This is a genomic window from Colwellia aquaemaris (genome assembly GCF_057548755.1).
Genome location: NZ_BAAJLV010000003.1, coordinates 477,863 through 495,104, shown reverse-complemented (window position 1 = coordinate 495,104; position 17,242 = coordinate 477,863). Strand labels below are relative to the sequence as shown.

Here is a 17,242-nt window from a genome sequence, read left to right as displayed (position 1 = left end):
AAAATGAGTGATATTCAGACTGTTGAAACTAATAAACACATAAAGAATGCGGAAGAATCAAAAGCTAAGAAAGCGCTTTTTGCCGTTATGCTGGTTGTACTGTTTAGTAGCGCAGGCATTGCACTGCCTTACCCGGTGTTAGCGCCAGTATTTTTAAACGAAGTTAATGCCTTAACCACATTTGCAAACATTCCCAGCAAAGTACTGCTTGGTATCATTCTAGCTATTTACCCATTAGGGGTCATTTTGGGTAGTTCTGTCATCGGCGCTGCGTCTGGGGTATATGGTAGAAAGAAAACCCTAGTGGTTACCTTAATTCTGACAGCGATAAGCTATATATTGTCAGCGTTCGCAATTTTAGCGGAAAACTTTTTACTGTTTCTTTTAGCAAGATTTATTACAGGTGTATTTTCTGGCAATATCAGTATCGCTAAAGCGGTAGCGGTAGACTTATCACCGACACTTGATAAAACCTATACCTTTAATTTAGTCAATGCTACGGGTTATTTAGGTTGGCTATTAGGCCCTCTCGCCGGCGGTTTACTGGCAATTTATGGTCTTGACAGCATATTTTATTTCGCTGCCGCTACAATTATCGTCGCCTTATTTTGTGTTAGTACTATATTACCAACAGATCAACTCGATACATTAGCGGTTGATGTTAAATTTGTCACATTGTTCTCAAGCCAAAACTCGTTTGCCCTACTAAGCCACAAAAGCATAAGACGTATTTTTATTATTTACTTATTAGCGACATTAGGCTTAAACGCTTATTACGAATTTTACCCGGTGTGGTTAGTAGAAAAGTTTGGTTTCTCTAGTGCTACAATTGGTTATATTACCGTGATTTTGACATTGTTCATGACAATAACCAGTGTCTTATTTGTTAAACAGCTAAAATTCATTTTTGGACTGAAAGCAGGATCAATTATCGGCATGACTCTTATGGCAGTGCTGTTTTGTTTACACCCTATATTATCAACCAACAGTGTCTGGCCAATATATGCAATAACAGGCATTGCTATTGCTATTTTTAATGGCTTACTGCCCGTTTATATATCAGAGCAATACGCCGATATCGAACAAGGGCAACTGATGGGTTTAATCACTACAACGTTTAGCCTAGCCAATGTTGTAATGGCAATTATTGGTAGTTTTCTCGCACTCATAGCTGCCCATTGGGCAATAATTTTCGGTGCTATTTTACTTATTATTGCTGCGATTGATTTTCACTTCAGCCAAAAAAACTAACGTTAAGCTTACTGCTAACTGATTAATAAATTAGCAATAAGCTAGTAATTGGCTAACTAGCCAGTTAGCCATTTTCTTTCCAACCATAAAAACAGCAATGAAAAAAACAGTAGTAGCCATAAATAAAGTTTATTGACGTGCTGCATAAGTAATTTATTGCTATCAATAGTGGCGATGTTATGGGCACTGTACTTCAAACTTTCTTTGTGTTTATTCGCCTGTTGCCAAGCGCTAAAGCTTGATGCGGGATAAATATACTGTAATTGCTCGGCCAGTAATTTATTCCTATCGTCAAAAGCTTGTATTTTATGCCAACCGACCTTCTCTTGAGTATAAAGCCCACATTGACGATATTTCAACAAAGGGTGAGGCACTAATTTTACTTGGGTTGAAACGACCTGTTTCACATCAGTAACCAAACACAACGTTGATAAATTATTACTGATATATAACTCGTTTGATGCAGGCTTTAGAAAATAGGAGGATGTTTTGTCTCTTAACATCTGAGCTAATATATATTGCCAGTAATGGCTATATTGACTATTACCAAACTCTAATGCCCAGCGGTACGTTTGCGTTATTGTTGAAAAAGCAATTTTGCCAAGTCCAAACTGATAGCTAGTAACAAGCGTACGACCAGTATCGGCTTTCACCAACGTGATTTCATTTTCTGCTGTGAGCTTAAATTCCGTAGCCTGGGTAAATAATGGCTCAGCGCTTGCCGTTTTATGCTTGCTGGGCCACGTCGGTAGAACTAGCTTTTGCTTTGCTGTTGGTTGAATTTTCAACCCTGAAAATAACTTAGTTTGCGCTAATTCAGATCTTTGTTGGGCTGTTACTAAATCTTTATCGACATTAATAAATACCCCTAAGCCACTACTAACTGCTTGTTCAAGTATTGCAATTTCATTAGCTGATAAATTTAATACTGCTCGGCTATCAAGCAATAAAAGATCGCTATTGCTAAGTAGTGATGCGGTTAATAAATGTCCGTCAGGTTTTGCTTCCGCGTTATTTTCATTGCCCACATTATAGTGATGCTGCGACCATTTATCGCGACTTATTTGTGTGATCACTTTAACGCTACTGCCCGTTTGATTTAGCCACTGCCTGAACGCTCTTGTTTCAAAAGAAGGTGACGACTGCTTGATCACGATAACAGGCTTTTCGCTGCCAGTAATATTTACCGCAATGTCTTCAATCACGATTGCACTGTTTAGTGGTAATTTACGATTAGACTTGCCAATGTTAGCTTGCTTTGCGTTTTGCTCTAAAACGCTTGGCAATAAATGTATCGCCATTTGGTAGTTAAACGCCCCTAACATTTTGGGTGTTATTTGCATCTGAAAATAGCCCGTTTCGGAAATTTCCACTTGCTCAAGCTGTTGCTGATGTTGCCATAAACTCACTTGATATTCTTTCTGGTCAAAATCAGCTTTTTGCAATTTTCCAGTAAGGGTAAGCGTTTGTCCTAATGCTATTTCTCTTGGCCAATTTAATTCAACCACACCAAGCTTTTTCACGCTCGGATAAAACAGCAAGGGTAATGTTTTTTCTTTTATATCGTTAAGATATTGCCAATCTTGTTGGTTTAAGCCATCTCCGATCACCTTTAGTTTATGCGGCATAACAGCCTGAGCTAAAGGAAAACTAGCGTCATTACTATCGGCTCCTTGCCACAGTTGTTGTAGCTCTTGTGTTGATTTAATTACCAGCAATTTGCGCTGATAATGCTCTGCAAGGTAAGCAATAAATTTCGGACTATATTCATGTTCATCTTTTACTAGCAACCACAAATATCGCGCTTTAGATAATGATAACTCAGCGGTTTTGCTTTCAATTTGTTGTAAATTTAATGTTTGCTCTCCTAGAACATAATCGCTTCCTGGCGTAATAAGTACATCAAAAACTTCTTTTTTTTGTAACTCTTTAATAGGAAGTATGAACAACACCATAGCAACAAATGCAATAATATTAACGATAGCTACCATAACAAATCTGCCATGACTTGCTTTCTGTTGAGGGCTAGCATCATTAATACTCATTGTTACGGGATAAAAGCGTCGATAAACAAATATCAAGCTAATAACCAGCCCCATTAGCCCTAATGCAATGACTAGCCACTGACTCATAGAATGAATACTGGTTTGGTAATTTAATAGTGAAATATTCACAAATTATCCTTTAAAAACTGGCTGTAACTTTTCATTAAAGGTTCTTTATCAACAACATTTTTCGAAGGATAAACGGGTACTGCAATAGCATTTGGTATTAGCTGTTCTAATTTGCCCATAAGTTGCTGCTCACATTTATCGCAGTGAGGTAAATCTAAACTTTCTGTTAGCAAAATTCTTTCAACGCTTGCTAGTGCACTAATTAAAGCTGGCCGTTCTTCAACCATGTCAGCTAAAGCACTTTTGGCTTGTTGAACAAGGAATATATCATCACTATTTAACGTTTTAGCAGCACCAGCATTAGAGCTAAGCCCATTATTTTTAACCAAGATGAGTGATTGATGCTCATATAGCAGGTGCAGTAGCGCTTTAAAGGCTAATTGAGTTTGATTTGAAAGCTGTGATTTTTGAAATTGAGACTGTGTAATATTATCCGCCAAAATATCTTTTTGCTCACCTTGATAGCGGCGTTGCTCACTAACTGGAGGCGGTTCAAAACCCAGCCGTTTCACATAAATTCTTTCTGCTTTTTTTGCTTGTTTGAGCAATTTCAGTGCCTTTTTCTCATAAGGTAAAGCAAGCTCTGGAGCTGACAGCATTAAATGCAATTCTGCTTGCCACATATTCTCTAGACTCTTTTTCATTAACGCTTTAGGATCTTGACTAGTCATGACACCAACATCACTATCTTCATGGTTATGGCCATAACGGTTAATAAGAGCCATTCGCCCTGAAATGTCCTGACTTTCATTTAAGCCTTCAGACTCATTATGTTGATGTGTGTGATCATTTATCGCAGCTTCAACACTTGCCACATTTTCGGTAATAACAGCATTACTACCGCCATGATCATCATGGACATGAATAGTCGGTTTTTGCTTTTGGCTATGATCATCAGTAAAAGTGACACCAACACTGTGTTGCCCTTCAAATTCATCACCTAAATATTGTCCGTATTTTTCTTTCAGTTCACTTTGCGCAACACCTAATATTTCTGATTTTTCAGTAAACTTATCTTGCGTTAACGCTAATTTATCCTCTATTAATTCAATGGTTTCAATAATTATTTGTCGTTGGCTTTTAAAATACTCAGGCATGAAATCAATCAAAATACCATCGGCACTAATTCCAAGTTGGCCTTCTTCAAGCCAACGAATAATTTTAGTTACCGAACGTGTTGTTTGTGGTGCCGGCATTCTGTTGTCTTTTGCACTAACACTAAAATAAAGTTCATCTCCTGGCTCCATACCTAGGTCAGCTAGTTGCCATGTTTTACTGTAGATAAATTTACCTGCGACTTGTTCTTTATGGTCGAAATGAAAAGTTTGGTCACGAAATTTAACACCTTCACCAGAGCCTTTGGAAATTGACGCTAATATATTTACATCCGTAACAGCAAAATCATCATAAATTTGCACCTTTGTTGTTAGTTTAGGTAATGAATTTTTTGTAAACTCAGTTATGGTAGCTTTAGGGGTAATAATGCGAACTTTAGGCGCCGCATCAGCAATAACTTGAATACTATAAACTGACGAGAATGCATCGGCTTGTTTAGTATCAAGAGTCGATAAATGGTAAACAGTACTTGAGGAAAATGTTTTCTCAAGGCCAAAACTACCATCAGGCATTTTTTGCAATCTATGGCGTTGGCCATTTGAAAAATTAAGGAAGTATTCTTGGTTTGCTTGATTAAACTTAAACAGCCACGAAACTTTACTACCAGCTAAAACACTAAAGTTTAAAGATTCAGCTCTACCGCTAGCTACCGACTTACTTGGATGCGAAGTAGCTAAACTATAAGCTGGCGGTTCAATAGAAACTTGTTTTGATAAAATTTCAATTGCAGTACCAACGCTACCATCAGTAATTAAAGCTTGCTTATCAATATGACGATTTGCTGTTTTCGTCGTTGCTAATTGTTTATCAAGCCATAAGAAATTAACCAATAAAACAGCCGATATAACTAACAGCACCGATAGAAAAACATGTCGATAAAAAGTCTGCTTCGCAAAAACGGGGGTTAAAGATCGATATAACAGCACAGCTTGGTTTGAAGTAAGCGAAACAGCGAAAGGCAACACTCGCGCACATTGTAATTTCTCCAAAACTGATAATTGCGCTTCATCACAAATAAGTAATTGTGCGCTCTCTTCCAATTGTGGAAAATGACGATTTAAATGTAATACTAGGTGCGCTGCGGTTATATTTTTATAACGCCTACCCCTCGTTATTAATAATGCTTTTATACAGCTTAACAAAATCAATGCCGCCACTGTAGCTAATGCAACATACAATGACGCAACACCAAGCTTTAATAAAATGTATAAATTAATACCCGTGATAGCTAATAAAATAGGTAAAAATAAAACACTTTGCTGAACAATAAAATACCAACGCCAGCGTGTTAAAATAGTCATTAACTGCCGAGAAAACTGCTCTGACAATTCTAGATGCTGATTTAGGCTATTTAACGAGCCCTTATTGCCAAGTTTGCTGTCATGAGATTTTCCTTGCATTTTAATTAACCTGCTCATGACTAACTATTGCTATATTATCGACTTGCTTAAATTGCTGGCTATTTTTTAATAGCGCTTCGCTAACAACCCTTTCTAGTAACCACAATAAAATCAATAGAGTAGCTAATAACTGCGTAAAGTGTGTCGATGCCCTTTGTTGCTGACCAACATTAAAAGCTAAATTAGCAAAATCTGCTATTTGATGACTCTCCGGTGGTGTTTCTTCGGCTAAGTCATTAGTTAGTTTATTCTCATTTAAGCCAAGGTTTCCATGACCAATTTGCAGATTTATTATTTCTTCACTCAGCCTATATTGCTGCGCTAGTACTTGTCTTTGACTATCCGCTAATAATAAATTCTGTAAAAATACAGGAAAATGCGTAGAAGCTAGTAAAGTACTCCACGAAGGTGAGAAACGTGAATAAAATTGATAAACATCTGTTTCACTTGCTTGTTCATCGTGTGCAGTTCGCCAACTAATAGTGCTTTTGGTTAACATAGGCGAGTTCACTAACTGGGATTCTTGATATTGCCACAATGCTTGCGTCACTATATTTTCGCTCCCGTTAAGTAAAGACTCAAGTATATTTAATGGTCTTGCTCGCTGGTAAAACGTTATATTGGCTGGCAAAAATTTATTATTATCTTTGTCTAGTGAAATCATAGCTAATGACATTAAATTCTCATGAGCGAGCTTGGCATCAACGAATATATATGAGCCATTTTTCACCGCCTGCATTATTGACTCATCAGGTTTTATTGAACTGAAATAAAAAATCCAAGTTGGCCTTTTTGCTAGTGAATTTTGATACTGTTGATTACCAATAAGGTTATTATTTAAAAAACTCAATTGCGAAAATTTATGATCAGATAATCGCGATATAGCTGATAATGCTTGTTGGAAGTACTTAATATCAGCTGCGCGATCTTGATCATAAACAATCAGGATATTCTGAGACATTTTGCTATTGATATCAGCAGGTTTTGTAATGTTCTTGGTATGCCAATGAACGTTATATTTCTGTTCAATAGCTACCGATGAAAAATTTATCGCTTTATCGCTAGTAAAGATATTTATTGTTGCGCCATTTTTAACTTTCTGTAAAAAATAATAAAGATTTAGGCTTATATCCTGGAACTTATTCTGTGTAATATGTGTTTCTTTCGGGCTGTTTTGTGCTTGTTGCTTTTGCCAGTTTAATACTTCATCTTTTGATAACTTTACGCTATCTCGACTTAACATGTATATTGGTGAGCCAACTGACTTTGTTAACAGTGCTTGTTTTTCGGTATCATTACTATTATTTAGCCACTGCGCTGTCACTAACGTAATTTTATCCGCAACAATCATAGAGTTTAGATAAAAAACTTGTGCGAGCATTAAAATAGAAACCGTCAGCAATAGTAATCGCAGGAGCAATAAAAAAGGCTCAGTTAACATGATATGGCGCATTTTTTTCGGCTTTACCGCTCTAAGCAAGTTAATATTGGCGAATTTAACCTGTGTAATACGACCTTTGCTAAGTAAATGTATGGCAATAGGAACGGCTAGCAAAGCAAGCGCAGTTAACGCCAGTGGGTTTTGTGCCATTAAATTACTCACACTCACCGACGGTTTCCTCTGGCCCTAGCTTGTAAAAATTCCAACAGAGACTGGTCGAGTGCTTGGTCAATATTCGCGGTAAAATAACTGATATCTTGCTTATAGCATTGCGTTATTAGTTGCTGATTTATTTGACGCTTTGTTTCTAGGTAGTCATCTTTAATATCTTTGGCATCAACAGTTATACTTTGCTTGGTTTCTAAGTCCTGAAATTTTACCAAGCCTTGATATGAAAAATAAATTTCATCATCACAATCCAAGTGATAGGCAATAACATCCGTTTTACTGTTCTTTAATTGCGAAAGCAATGTGCTAACTTCTAAATTTTGTTGATGAAAATCGCTAACCACGACCACTAAGGCATTTTCTTGCACAGCATTTAAATATTTCAAAACTTGCTTATTTTGTTCAATACGGCCATCAGCTTTTAATTTAGTCAAGGCAAGCAACAACTTTTGCCAGTGTTTATTGCCAGGTAACGCCGGCAATTGAAAGGTTTGCTCACCAGAAAGGGTTAGTAAACCAACAGCATCTCCTTGTTTTTGTGCCAAATAAGATAATGTCGCGATCAGGTATCGGGCGTAATCTAACTTGTTCCATCGCCCTAGTTGAGTAGAATCATCCGGTAAACTTGCCTCACTTTGCCGGTTATTCGCGCTCGATTGCTGCAGCATTGAGCCACTACAATCTAAAACAAACCAAACATTAACATCACTTTCTCTTTCTGCCTCTCGTACAAAATATTTATCAGAGCGAGCAAACAGTTTCCAGTCAATTTTGCTAAGCTCATCACCGGGCTCGTAGGCTCTAAACTGACTAAATTCAACACCTACACCGCGCTGTTGACTAGTATGAATACCATGTAGAAAACCTTGTGCTAAGGCTTTAATAACAACGGGGAAGTCTTTTACTCGTTGCATGGTTTTGGCGTCAAAGTAAGGTTGTTGCAAGGCTTTATCCTAGAACTTTAATTGAGCGGACTAACGGGTGCAGAAACAAACTTAAGTAAATCACTAATAACATCATCTGTGGTAACATTATTAGCTTCCGCTTGGAAATTAAGTAATATCCTGTGTCGCAGTACTGCTGGTGCAACAAACTGAATATCTTCTAATGTTACTGCATAGCGCCCTAATAGGAGTGAACGAGCCTTTGCAGATAAAATTAATGCTTGCCCTGCTCTAGGCCCTGCTCCCCAGCGCACATAATTAACAACACTTTTTGCTATATCTGCTACTTCATTATTAGCTGTGTTCCCGTCGGGTGTCGGCCTTGTTGCTCGCGCTAAATGTGCGGCATATTTAAGTAACGCACTTGAAACAGTTACGCTTCTTACTAGGCTTTGTAGCGAAATAATATCACTGGCGTTTAATATTGCAGATAGTTCAACACTATGATTACCCGTAGTTCGGCTTAAAATTTCTATTTCATCTTGCTCGGTTGGATAATTAACTCTTACGAACATTAAAAAGCGATCAAGCTGTGCTTCAGGTAAAGGATAGGTTCCCGCTTGTTCAACCGGATTTTGCGTTGCTAAAACAAAAAACGGCTCAGGTAGGTTGTAGGTCGTGCCAGCATAACTAATACTGTGCTCTTGCATGGCTTCTAGCAGAGCTGCTTGAGTTTTTGGTGGCGTACGGTTTATTTCATCTGCTAATACAATATTGGTAAATACTGGGCCTTTTTGGAATTTAAAAAAGCGATCTCCAGTATTATGATCCGTCTCTAATATCTCTGTACCAATAATATCACTTGGCATTAAATCTGGGGTAAATTGCACCCGATTAAAGCCAAGTTCTAGGGTTCTCGCTAATGAACTTACCATCAGCGTTTTAGCAAGACCTGGGGCTCCTTCAAGTAAACAATGACCACCTGCAAGTATACTGATCAACAATTCATCAATAATATCTTGTTGACCAACAATGACTTTCGCTATTTCTCTATTCACCTTAGAAAGCTTGTCAAGTAACGCGGTTATTTCTTGTTCTTTCATTTCCATTCCAATTCAATATTCTTTAGCTGTTCATCGCATACATCACAATGTTAACGGCAAAGCGGGTATTATCCTCTTTCAGCCAACGCTTATTACGAAAATCGTAATCCCACTCGCAACCTAAGTCTTTATTGCTATACAAAACAGCTATTCGGCCATCTATTTCAATGGCTTTTAAGTAATTGTGCACGAGATCATCCCCCCAACCGTTAAGTTCAATGGAGGTTCTAGGCGGACCATCAAATTCAAAAAAGGAAGAATAAATAGCATGATTATTAGGAATTTTTTGTAGTGCGGATTCACCAAAAATATCGGCCATTTGCCGTTCAAAACTACGTGCAAACATACCGTCTATATCATGATTACAATCATCAACAAACACAAAACCACCATTTTCAACATAACGTTGAAAATTCTGGCGCTCCTCATCATTAAATTGCACTAGTCGATGGCCTGCCATATAACAAAATGGTACAGACAACATTTGCGGATCTGACAAGGGAATAATACGCTCTTTGATATCAACACGCAGACTTGTGTATTCAATTAAAGAATTAAGCACATTGGCAGGCATTCTTTCATCAACTTCCCAATCACCAGATTCATAACTTAATCGAGTAAAAAAGAAATCAAATTGCTCACTAGCGTTTAACGGCCGCAACGGCACAGTGACAGCAGTAGTAGTTACTAGTGAAAGTATTCGAAGAAAATTACGTCTATTCATAATGATGCACAAAAACCAAGAAAGGTAAGCCCACTAAAGGACTTACCTTGTTATTGGTTTCTAAGCTCAACCTTGTTCTTTTTTCTAAACAGCATCTGATAAACTGCTGAAGGTAAAATCACGTATCTTCATTGGCGGGATCAAACTACCGTTAATACGTTGTGGTTTACCTAAAGCTTCTATGTTGTTTAACATAACGATAGGACTTTCATTGAATCTGAAATTTTTAATAGGATATTTAATTTTGCCATTTTCAATATAAAAAGTACCATCACGCGTTAAGCCCGTATATAGCAAAGTTTGCGGGTCAAGTGCGCGAATATACCATAACCGAGTAACTAAAATACCACGGCGTGTATCTTTGATCATATCTTCGATACTATCGTTACCGCCGGTCATAATAATTTGCGCTGGGCCGCCAAATAAACCTGAGCCTGTGTATGCTGTAGGGTTATACGCGACACCTGTTTTATTCGCCCAAAATGGCGAATTAGGCATATTGACAACTTTACCGTCTTTGATCCAATCAGTACGAGTAACCTTATGGCCATCGCCAGCAAATGGTGCAGTTGGCACTTCACTATTCATTGGATCTGAATAAATATTGACACGTTCATCAAAGAGTTTTTCGCCTAAACGGTTCGTTGGGCCACCTTCTTTACCTTCTTCGGATTTTTGACTTAAAAAACTTCGCCCTTCATCAGCGGTACGTTGATTCATATTGCCAAACATATTACTCAATAGCTGCACGCTCGCCGCTGGCTCAAGAATAACGGTATATTTACCCGGTTCCATCTCTTTTGCATCGACAGAGCCCATAGCTTTATCTATAGCAATTTGCGATGCTTTCTTAGTATTTAGATGCTTAACATCGCTATAATCGCGGCTTACCCAACCAGAGCCTTTACCATCTTCTGTGCGAATGGTGACGGTAAAATCGACATTGGTTGATTTGTTATAAGCAAACAAACCTTTATTATTCATAATAGCAACAAAGGTAGTTACATCTTGTAAAAAACCAGAAGATACCAGTTTATTGTCTTTAGAAGGTTTAATGCTATCTTCCGCAGCTTGTGCTCTATCTTCAGGAGTAACATTTGAAGTTGAATCAAAAGCACTGACTGGCTTTGTATATTTTTGCTTGCCAAATACTGGCATATTTTCTGGATTATCGGGTGCCAACTTTGCTAATTCTTCAGAGCGCTTCACGACTTTCATAAGTGACGCGTCATCAAATTCATTAATCGTTGCAACTCCGGTTTTCTTACCAAAGGTAGACTGTACTGCTAATGTTAAATCACTTTGTTCACCCGCTGTTGATACGGTGTTACGCGCGGTACGAATATTGCCACCGACTTGACCATCTAAATTACACTCACATTCATCCGCTTTAGAAAATGACAGCACTTTTTGTAATAACTTTTTCGCATGTTGTTCTGTTAAAATTGTCATGACGCTTTGCTTCCTTTTATTCTTTATTTATCGTCAAATTTGAGTGAAATTACACTTTACGAGCAGTATTGATCACGTTGATATTATTAAAACGTGTCGTTGGGCAACCATGGGAAACCGCACTAACTTGTGAAGGCTGCCCCTTACCGTCGAAGAAAGAGCCGCCAATTCGATAATCTGACTTACCCGCCAACTGTGTACAACTATTCCAAAATTGTTGCGTATTGGACTGATAGGCAACATCTTCAATTTGCTCGGTAATTTTACCGTCTTTGATTTCGAAAAATAACTGACCGCCAAACTGGAAATTGTAGCGTTGTTGGTCAATAGAGAAAGAACCTCGACCAGCGATATAAATGCCATTTTCAACATCTTTAATCACATCATCTGCCGATAAGTCTTTTTCATTTGGTTTTAATGAAACATTAGGCATGCGTTGAAATTGCACATCACGCCAGCTTTGCGAATAACAACAGCCATGTGATTCTTTTTGGTCAATCATATGTACTTGATCACGTGTCGCTTGATAGTTAACCAAAGTACCATCTTTAACGAGATCCCACTCTTTAGTTTTAACGCCTTCATCATCATAGCCAACATTACCTAATGAATATGGCTGCGTTTTATCGGCAAACAAATTAACAATATTTGACCCGTAGTTAAATTTGCCACTCCTCCATTTATCTAATGTCGCAAAACTAGTACCAGCAAAATTCGCTTCATAGCCTAAAACACGATCAAGCTCTAATGGGTGCCCAACAGATTCATGAATAGTTAACATTAAATGGGCGGGATCAAGCACGAGATCATACTTACCAGGTTCAACTGATTTTGCTTTTAGCTTGGCTTGTAGTTGTTTGCCAGCAGCTGTTGCATCTTCAAGCATGTCATATGAGTTTTTATAGCCAACATTGGCACCTGAAATGCGAATTTTATCTTCTTCTTTACCATCTAAGTATTCAAACCCCATCCCCACAGGGTTGCCTAAACCTGTACGTTGCTTAAAGCCTGATTTGCCAACGGCAGTTGCAAAAAATGGTGCCCATAGTCTGTGTACATCTTGGTCAATATACGAACCATCAGTTGATGCAAAATATTTTTGCTCGTTTACTAAGAATAAAATTGACGTTATATAATTTGCGCCATTAGACATTGCCGCATCATTAACTGATAGCAATAAATCAACCTTATCTTTAATGGGTATTTCTAAGGCATTTTTTTTGATAGGCGTATTCCAACTAACTTCACCTACGCCTTTAACAGGCGCTAATTGCACTGGAACTGTTTGAAACTTAGAATTGGCCATAGCTACTGAAACAGCTTTTTCTGCGGTTTTGGCTACGCTATCTGGTGTCATATTTGAAGTGGAAGCAAATCCCCAAGTACCATTGGCAATTACGCGAATACCAATACCTGCCGATTCAGTGTTAACAATATTGTCTACGCGCTTTTCTTGTGTCGTAACAAATTGATTCAGATAACGACCAATTCGTGCGTCAGCATATGTTGCTCCTTTAGCTTTTGCCGCGTTTAAGGCGATATCCGCTAATTTTTTCTTATAAGCAACATCCATTGGCTTATCTAATAATTGATCTGCTGATACGGCTAAGCCAGACATTGGCAACATCAAGCCACCAGCACCTACGCCAGTCAGTTTAATAAAATCACGTCTTTGCATTTCCCTTCCCTCAAATTATTTTTCTTTTTAGTTTTTATATATCAAATCATCATATTCATTATGCTCGCACTCATATGCTCTTTAACTAACATATTGAATGCAAAGATTTAATCGATTAAAAATACATTTCCAACAATATAACCTAAGCCAGCAGTTTATAACAAGGGCGAAAAAACATACTACTAGCAGTTGTTAAAAATACGTAACAAAGTATGTCGTGCAGTATCAAAAATATAATAATTTCAAATTCTCTTTCGCGCTTATTTACAACTTCTGTTAGCATTAGCCAAAATAATTATTGAGTTAGCATATGAAAATCATCTCTTTTAATATTAATGGCCTACGTGCCCGACTCCACCAATTACAAGCCATTATTGATAAGCACCAACCTGACATTATTGGCCTGCAAGAAATTAAAGTACACGACGAAGCATTCCCATTAGCAGATGTTGAAGCTATGGGCTATCACGTGTATTTTCACGGTCAAAAAGCACACTATGGTGTTGCTATGCTCTGTAAAAAGGCTGCAAACGTTGTAACTAAAGGCTTTCCAACAGATGACGATGAAGCGCAAAAGCGCATGATTATGGTGCAAACAACCGACGAGAATGACGAGAAAGTAACTGTGCTTAATGGTTATTTCCCACAAGGTGATAATATTGCTCATGAAACGAAATTTCCTTATAAGCGTAAGTTTTATAAAGACCTAATGCAATACCTAGACGAGAATCACACACCGGACGAAAATATTGTCGTAATGGGTGATATTAATATTTCACCAACAGATCTTGATATCGGTATCGGCGAACCTAATCGCAAGCGTTGGTTGAAAACAGGTAAATGTAGCTTCCAGCCTGAAGAGCGTGAATGGTTGGCCAAACTAATGAATTGGGGATTTAAAGATACTTTTAGAGAATTACACCCAACACGCGAAGAACGATACTCATGGTTTGACTACCGCTCTCGTGGTTTTGACGATAACCGAGGCTTACGCATTGACGTGGTATTAGCAACGGAGAAGTTTGCTAAACGTTGTCTCGAGTCAGACGTTGATTACGAACTTCGAGGTATTGAAAAGCCTTCTGATCACGCGCCTATTTGGTCAACATTCAAGGCATAGCCCTTACCCATTTCACTATTTAAATAGGGGCAAGTCCCCTATTTAACTTATACTTTTAATATTCTAATTAGTTTTATTATTTTTTATGACTGCTTTGCACTATACCTGCCCACTTTGCAATTTGGCACTTAATGGCCAAGAAAAACTTTATCGCTGTGACAACAACCATAGCTTTGATCTGGCAAAAGAAAATTATCTAAACCTACTTCCCGTTCAATTTAAGCACTCAAAAAATCCCGGCGACAATAAGGCTATGGTGAATGCTAGAAGAGCATTTTTAGAAAAAGGTTATTATCAGCCTTTAGTTGATAAAATTTTCAGCCTTTATCAAAAGCATATGGCTGTTACCACGTTACCGCCAATTATCTTAGATGCAGGCTGCGGCGAAGGCTATTATACTCATCAACATAAAACTGCTAATAATACTGTTTATGGCGTTGATATTGCTAAAGAAGCGATTAAAAAAGCCGGCAAGAAATATCCTGAATGTCATTTTAGTGTTGCAACACTGTCAAAACTACCATTTGCAGCGCAACAATTTTCTTGGCTATTCTCAATATATGCACCAATTCTAGAGGCAGAATTCACGCGAGTGCTAGCTCAGGAAGGTTATTTATTAACGGTCACACCGGCTAAGCAACATTTAATGCAACTGAAACAGAAAATCTATCATGATGCAAAAGAACATAATGAAGAAAAGCTTACAATTGAGCATTTAACATTAATACATCAAGAAAACGTTTCCTACACTATGACCTTAAAAAGTGGTGAAGACACTTTAAACCTGTTGTCAATGACACCGTTTGCCTTTAAAGCAAGTGACGCCGTAAAAACTGAGTTATTGAGCATCAATAACTTTCACTGCCAAGCTGACTTTTTAATCAGGCTTTATCAAAAAAAGAATTGAAGAGTAACCTAAACAAAGATTAATGAGAGTTCTGCTTATCTTGGAATGTTAAGTTTAGCAAGTAAGCCAAATCTAAATAGCGTGGGCGTTGTGTTGATAATTTTACATCACCTCCACCCTGATTAACTTTAGCAACACTTTCTTTATACCAATTAGCTAAGCCTGGAGGGAGAAATTTATCCGCTTTTACCCCCATAAAAATTAACGCTTGTAATGGAAAGCTTAAAATACAAAAACTATATAATAACGCTTGAGGTAAAACACTGGTTGAGCCAAAGTAAATTTGCATTATAAAGCAAAACAAGGCTAATCCCGGCATAACTTTGCAGACTAAACGGCTAATTTTTACTGCCTGATAGTCGGCAAAATACTGCTCAAGTTCAGCGCGAACAGGCCATAAGTTCATATACTTTCGGCCAAGTGTGATAATTTCAAATACAGATAACTTCATAGGCGACACACTACAACAAGGTTTAATTAAAAGATAGCACAAAGTTGTTAATAACTTAGTTAAAAGACCTAGTTCAATTACATTTTATTGCACAACATCAACACTTTTAACAAATTATTGCACTATAATGAACGCCATTAAGATATTGTAAAGACGGCATTTTGTTAATCATGAAAAATAATTTCATTCTAGTTTTAAACTGCGGCAGTTCATCATTAAAATTTTCATTAATCACCCCAGAAAATGGTAACACACTATTGTCTGGTTTAGCAGAGCGTTTGCTATCAGAGCAAGCCACTATAAAAATTAAATATGATGGTAAAAAGCAACAGCAGCAAGTCCCTACACCATTTGATCATCAAGCAGCGATTAAAGCACTTGTTAGTTTTTTAACTGCTCAGGAGTTAGTTGATTGCATCTCGGCAATTGGTCATCGCGTTGTACATGGCGGTGAAACGTATTGCCAGCCAACCTTAATTGACAACGATGTAAAAGCCGCAATAGAGAAACTTGCGCGATTAGCACCTTTACATAACCCAGCCAATTTAATTGGCATTTCTGCGGCAGAGTCTGCCTTTGCAAGTTTACCGCAAGTGGCAATTTTTGATACCGCATTCCATCAAACTATGCCTGAAAAAGCCTTTATTTATGGTATTCCCTATAGCCTATACAAGGAACATGGCATAAGACGGTACGGCTTTCATGGTACAAGCCATTACTTTGTTGCTCAGCAAGCAGCAAAAATGCTCGATAAGCCTTTAGAGCAATGTAGCTTTATTAGCGCTCATTTAGGCAATGGTTGTAGTGTAGCAGCAATTAAAAATGGCAAAAGTGTTGACACTAGCTTAGGTATGACACCATTAGAAGGTGTAATGATGGGCACACGTAGCGGTGACGTAGATCCCGGCATTATTTTCCATTTAGTCAATCAGCTTAATTACAGTGTTGAAGAGGTTGATACCTTACTTAATAAAAAGAGTGGTTTACTTGGCGTTTCACAATTAAGTAATGATTGTAGAACCATTGAAAGTGCTTATTTAGAAGATAACAACCCACAGGCCGCGCTTGCACTCGACGTATTTTGCTACCGTATTGCTAAATCAATTGCGTCATTTACTGCTAGTTTAACTGAACTAGATGGCATTATTTTTACTGGTGGTATTGGAGAAAACTCAGATATTATTCGTGAAAAAGTGCTGTCACAATTAACCTTACTTAATTTTACCACCGACGTTGACGCAAATGTCGAAAATCGATTTGGTAAGTCTGGTCGCATTACCAGTGAGAGTTCTCGTGCAGCTTGGGTTATCGCCACTAACGAAGAATGGGTAATTGCAGAGCAAACCTTTCAATTATTAAGTCAGGAGTCATAA

Annotated in this window: 13 protein-coding genes; 4 read left to right on the top strand and 9 right to left on the bottom strand. The window is 37.8% G+C overall.

Features of this window, described 5'->3' with window-relative positions; all coding sequences use genetic code 11:
- Window positions 1-3 precede the first annotated feature (3 nt).
- Window positions 4-1,251, top strand: a complete 1,248-nt coding sequence (locus tag AC27HL_RS11725) for an MFS transporter (RefSeq protein ID WP_487081177.1) — start codon at window positions 4-6, stop codon at window positions 1,249-1,251.
- A gap of 56 nt (window positions 1,252-1,307) precedes the next feature.
- On the opposite strand, the gene AC27HL_RS11720 is transcribed toward AC27HL_RS11725, so the two are convergent.
- From AC27HL_RS11720 to AC27HL_RS11685, 8 genes are all read right to left on the bottom strand, one after another.
- On the bottom strand, window positions 1,308-3,425 hold the full coding sequence (locus AC27HL_RS11720; protein WP_487081176.1) for a hypothetical protein: 2,118 nt from the start codon (window positions 3,423-3,425) through the stop codon (window positions 1,308-1,310).
- A complete protein-coding gene (locus AC27HL_RS11715; protein WP_487081175.1) occupies window positions 3,422-5,959 on the bottom strand; it encodes a hypothetical protein in 2,538 nt (845 codons plus the stop codon). Before AC27HL_RS11715 ends, AC27HL_RS11720 begins: the two co-directional genes overlap by 4 nt.
- Window positions 5,943-7,550: a BatA domain-containing protein gene (locus AC27HL_RS11710; RefSeq protein ID WP_487081174.1), complete on the bottom strand. Its 1,608-nt coding sequence runs from the start codon at window positions 7,548-7,550 to the stop codon at window positions 5,943-5,945. The genes AC27HL_RS11715 and AC27HL_RS11710 overlap by 17 nt, the downstream gene beginning before the upstream one ends.
- Window positions 7,547-8,494 (bottom strand): DUF58 domain-containing protein, encoded by a 948-nt coding sequence (locus AC27HL_RS11705; protein WP_487081173.1) that lies wholly within the window; start codon window positions 8,492-8,494, stop codon window positions 7,547-7,549. Before AC27HL_RS11705 ends, AC27HL_RS11710 begins: the two co-directional genes overlap by 4 nt.
- A gap of 17 nt (window positions 8,495-8,511) precedes the next feature.
- The gene (locus tag AC27HL_RS11700; protein WP_487081172.1) at window positions 8,512-9,537 is read right to left on the bottom strand and encodes an AAA family ATPase; all 1,026 of its coding nucleotides are present in this window, start codon (window positions 9,535-9,537) and stop codon (window positions 8,512-8,514) included.
- Window positions 9,538-9,559: 22 nt separating this feature from the next.
- Window positions 9,560-10,261, bottom strand: coding sequence for a DUF4159 domain-containing protein (locus tag AC27HL_RS11695; RefSeq protein ID WP_487081171.1), 702 nt, complete (start codon window positions 10,259-10,261; stop codon window positions 9,560-9,562).
- An 84-nt stretch (window positions 10,262-10,345) separates the two neighbouring features.
- Window positions 10,346-11,713, bottom strand: coding sequence for a TldD/PmbA family protein (locus AC27HL_RS11690; protein WP_487081170.1), 1,368 nt, complete (start codon window positions 11,711-11,713; stop codon window positions 10,346-10,348).
- Window positions 11,714-11,762: 49 nt separating this feature from the next.
- Entirely contained in the window at window positions 11,763-13,391 is a 1,629-nt protein-coding gene (locus AC27HL_RS11685; protein WP_487081169.1) for a TldD/PmbA family protein, read from the bottom strand.
- A 310-nt stretch (window positions 13,392-13,701) separates the two neighbouring features.
- Here AC27HL_RS11685 and xthA point away from each other — a divergent pair, with 310 nt between their 5' ends.
- Both xthA and rlmA read left to right on the top strand, forming a co-directional pair.
- Window positions 13,702-14,511, top strand: a complete 810-nt coding sequence (gene xthA, locus AC27HL_RS11680) for an exodeoxyribonuclease III (RefSeq protein ID WP_487081168.1) — start codon at window positions 13,702-13,704, stop codon at window positions 14,509-14,511.
- A gap of 85 nt (window positions 14,512-14,596) precedes the next feature.
- Window positions 14,597-15,418 carry a 23S rRNA (guanine(745)-N(1))-methyltransferase gene (rlmA, locus tag AC27HL_RS11675; protein ID WP_487081167.1) on the top strand — a complete coding sequence of 274 codons (822 nt, stop codon included), beginning with the start codon at window positions 14,597-14,599 and terminating at the stop codon, window positions 15,416-15,418.
- A gap of 19 nt (window positions 15,419-15,437) precedes the next feature.
- Here rlmA and yfbV read toward each other — a convergent pair whose 3' ends face one another.
- Window positions 15,438-15,869, bottom strand: coding sequence for a terminus macrodomain insulation protein YfbV (gene yfbV / locus AC27HL_RS11670; RefSeq protein WP_487081166.1), 432 nt, complete (start codon window positions 15,867-15,869; stop codon window positions 15,438-15,440).
- A gap of 170 nt (window positions 15,870-16,039) precedes the next feature.
- On the opposite strand from yfbV, the gene AC27HL_RS11665 reads away from it, so the two are divergent.
- A complete protein-coding gene (locus AC27HL_RS11665) occupies window positions 16,040-17,242 on the top strand; it encodes an acetate/propionate family kinase (protein ID WP_487081165.1) in 1,203 nt (400 codons plus the stop codon).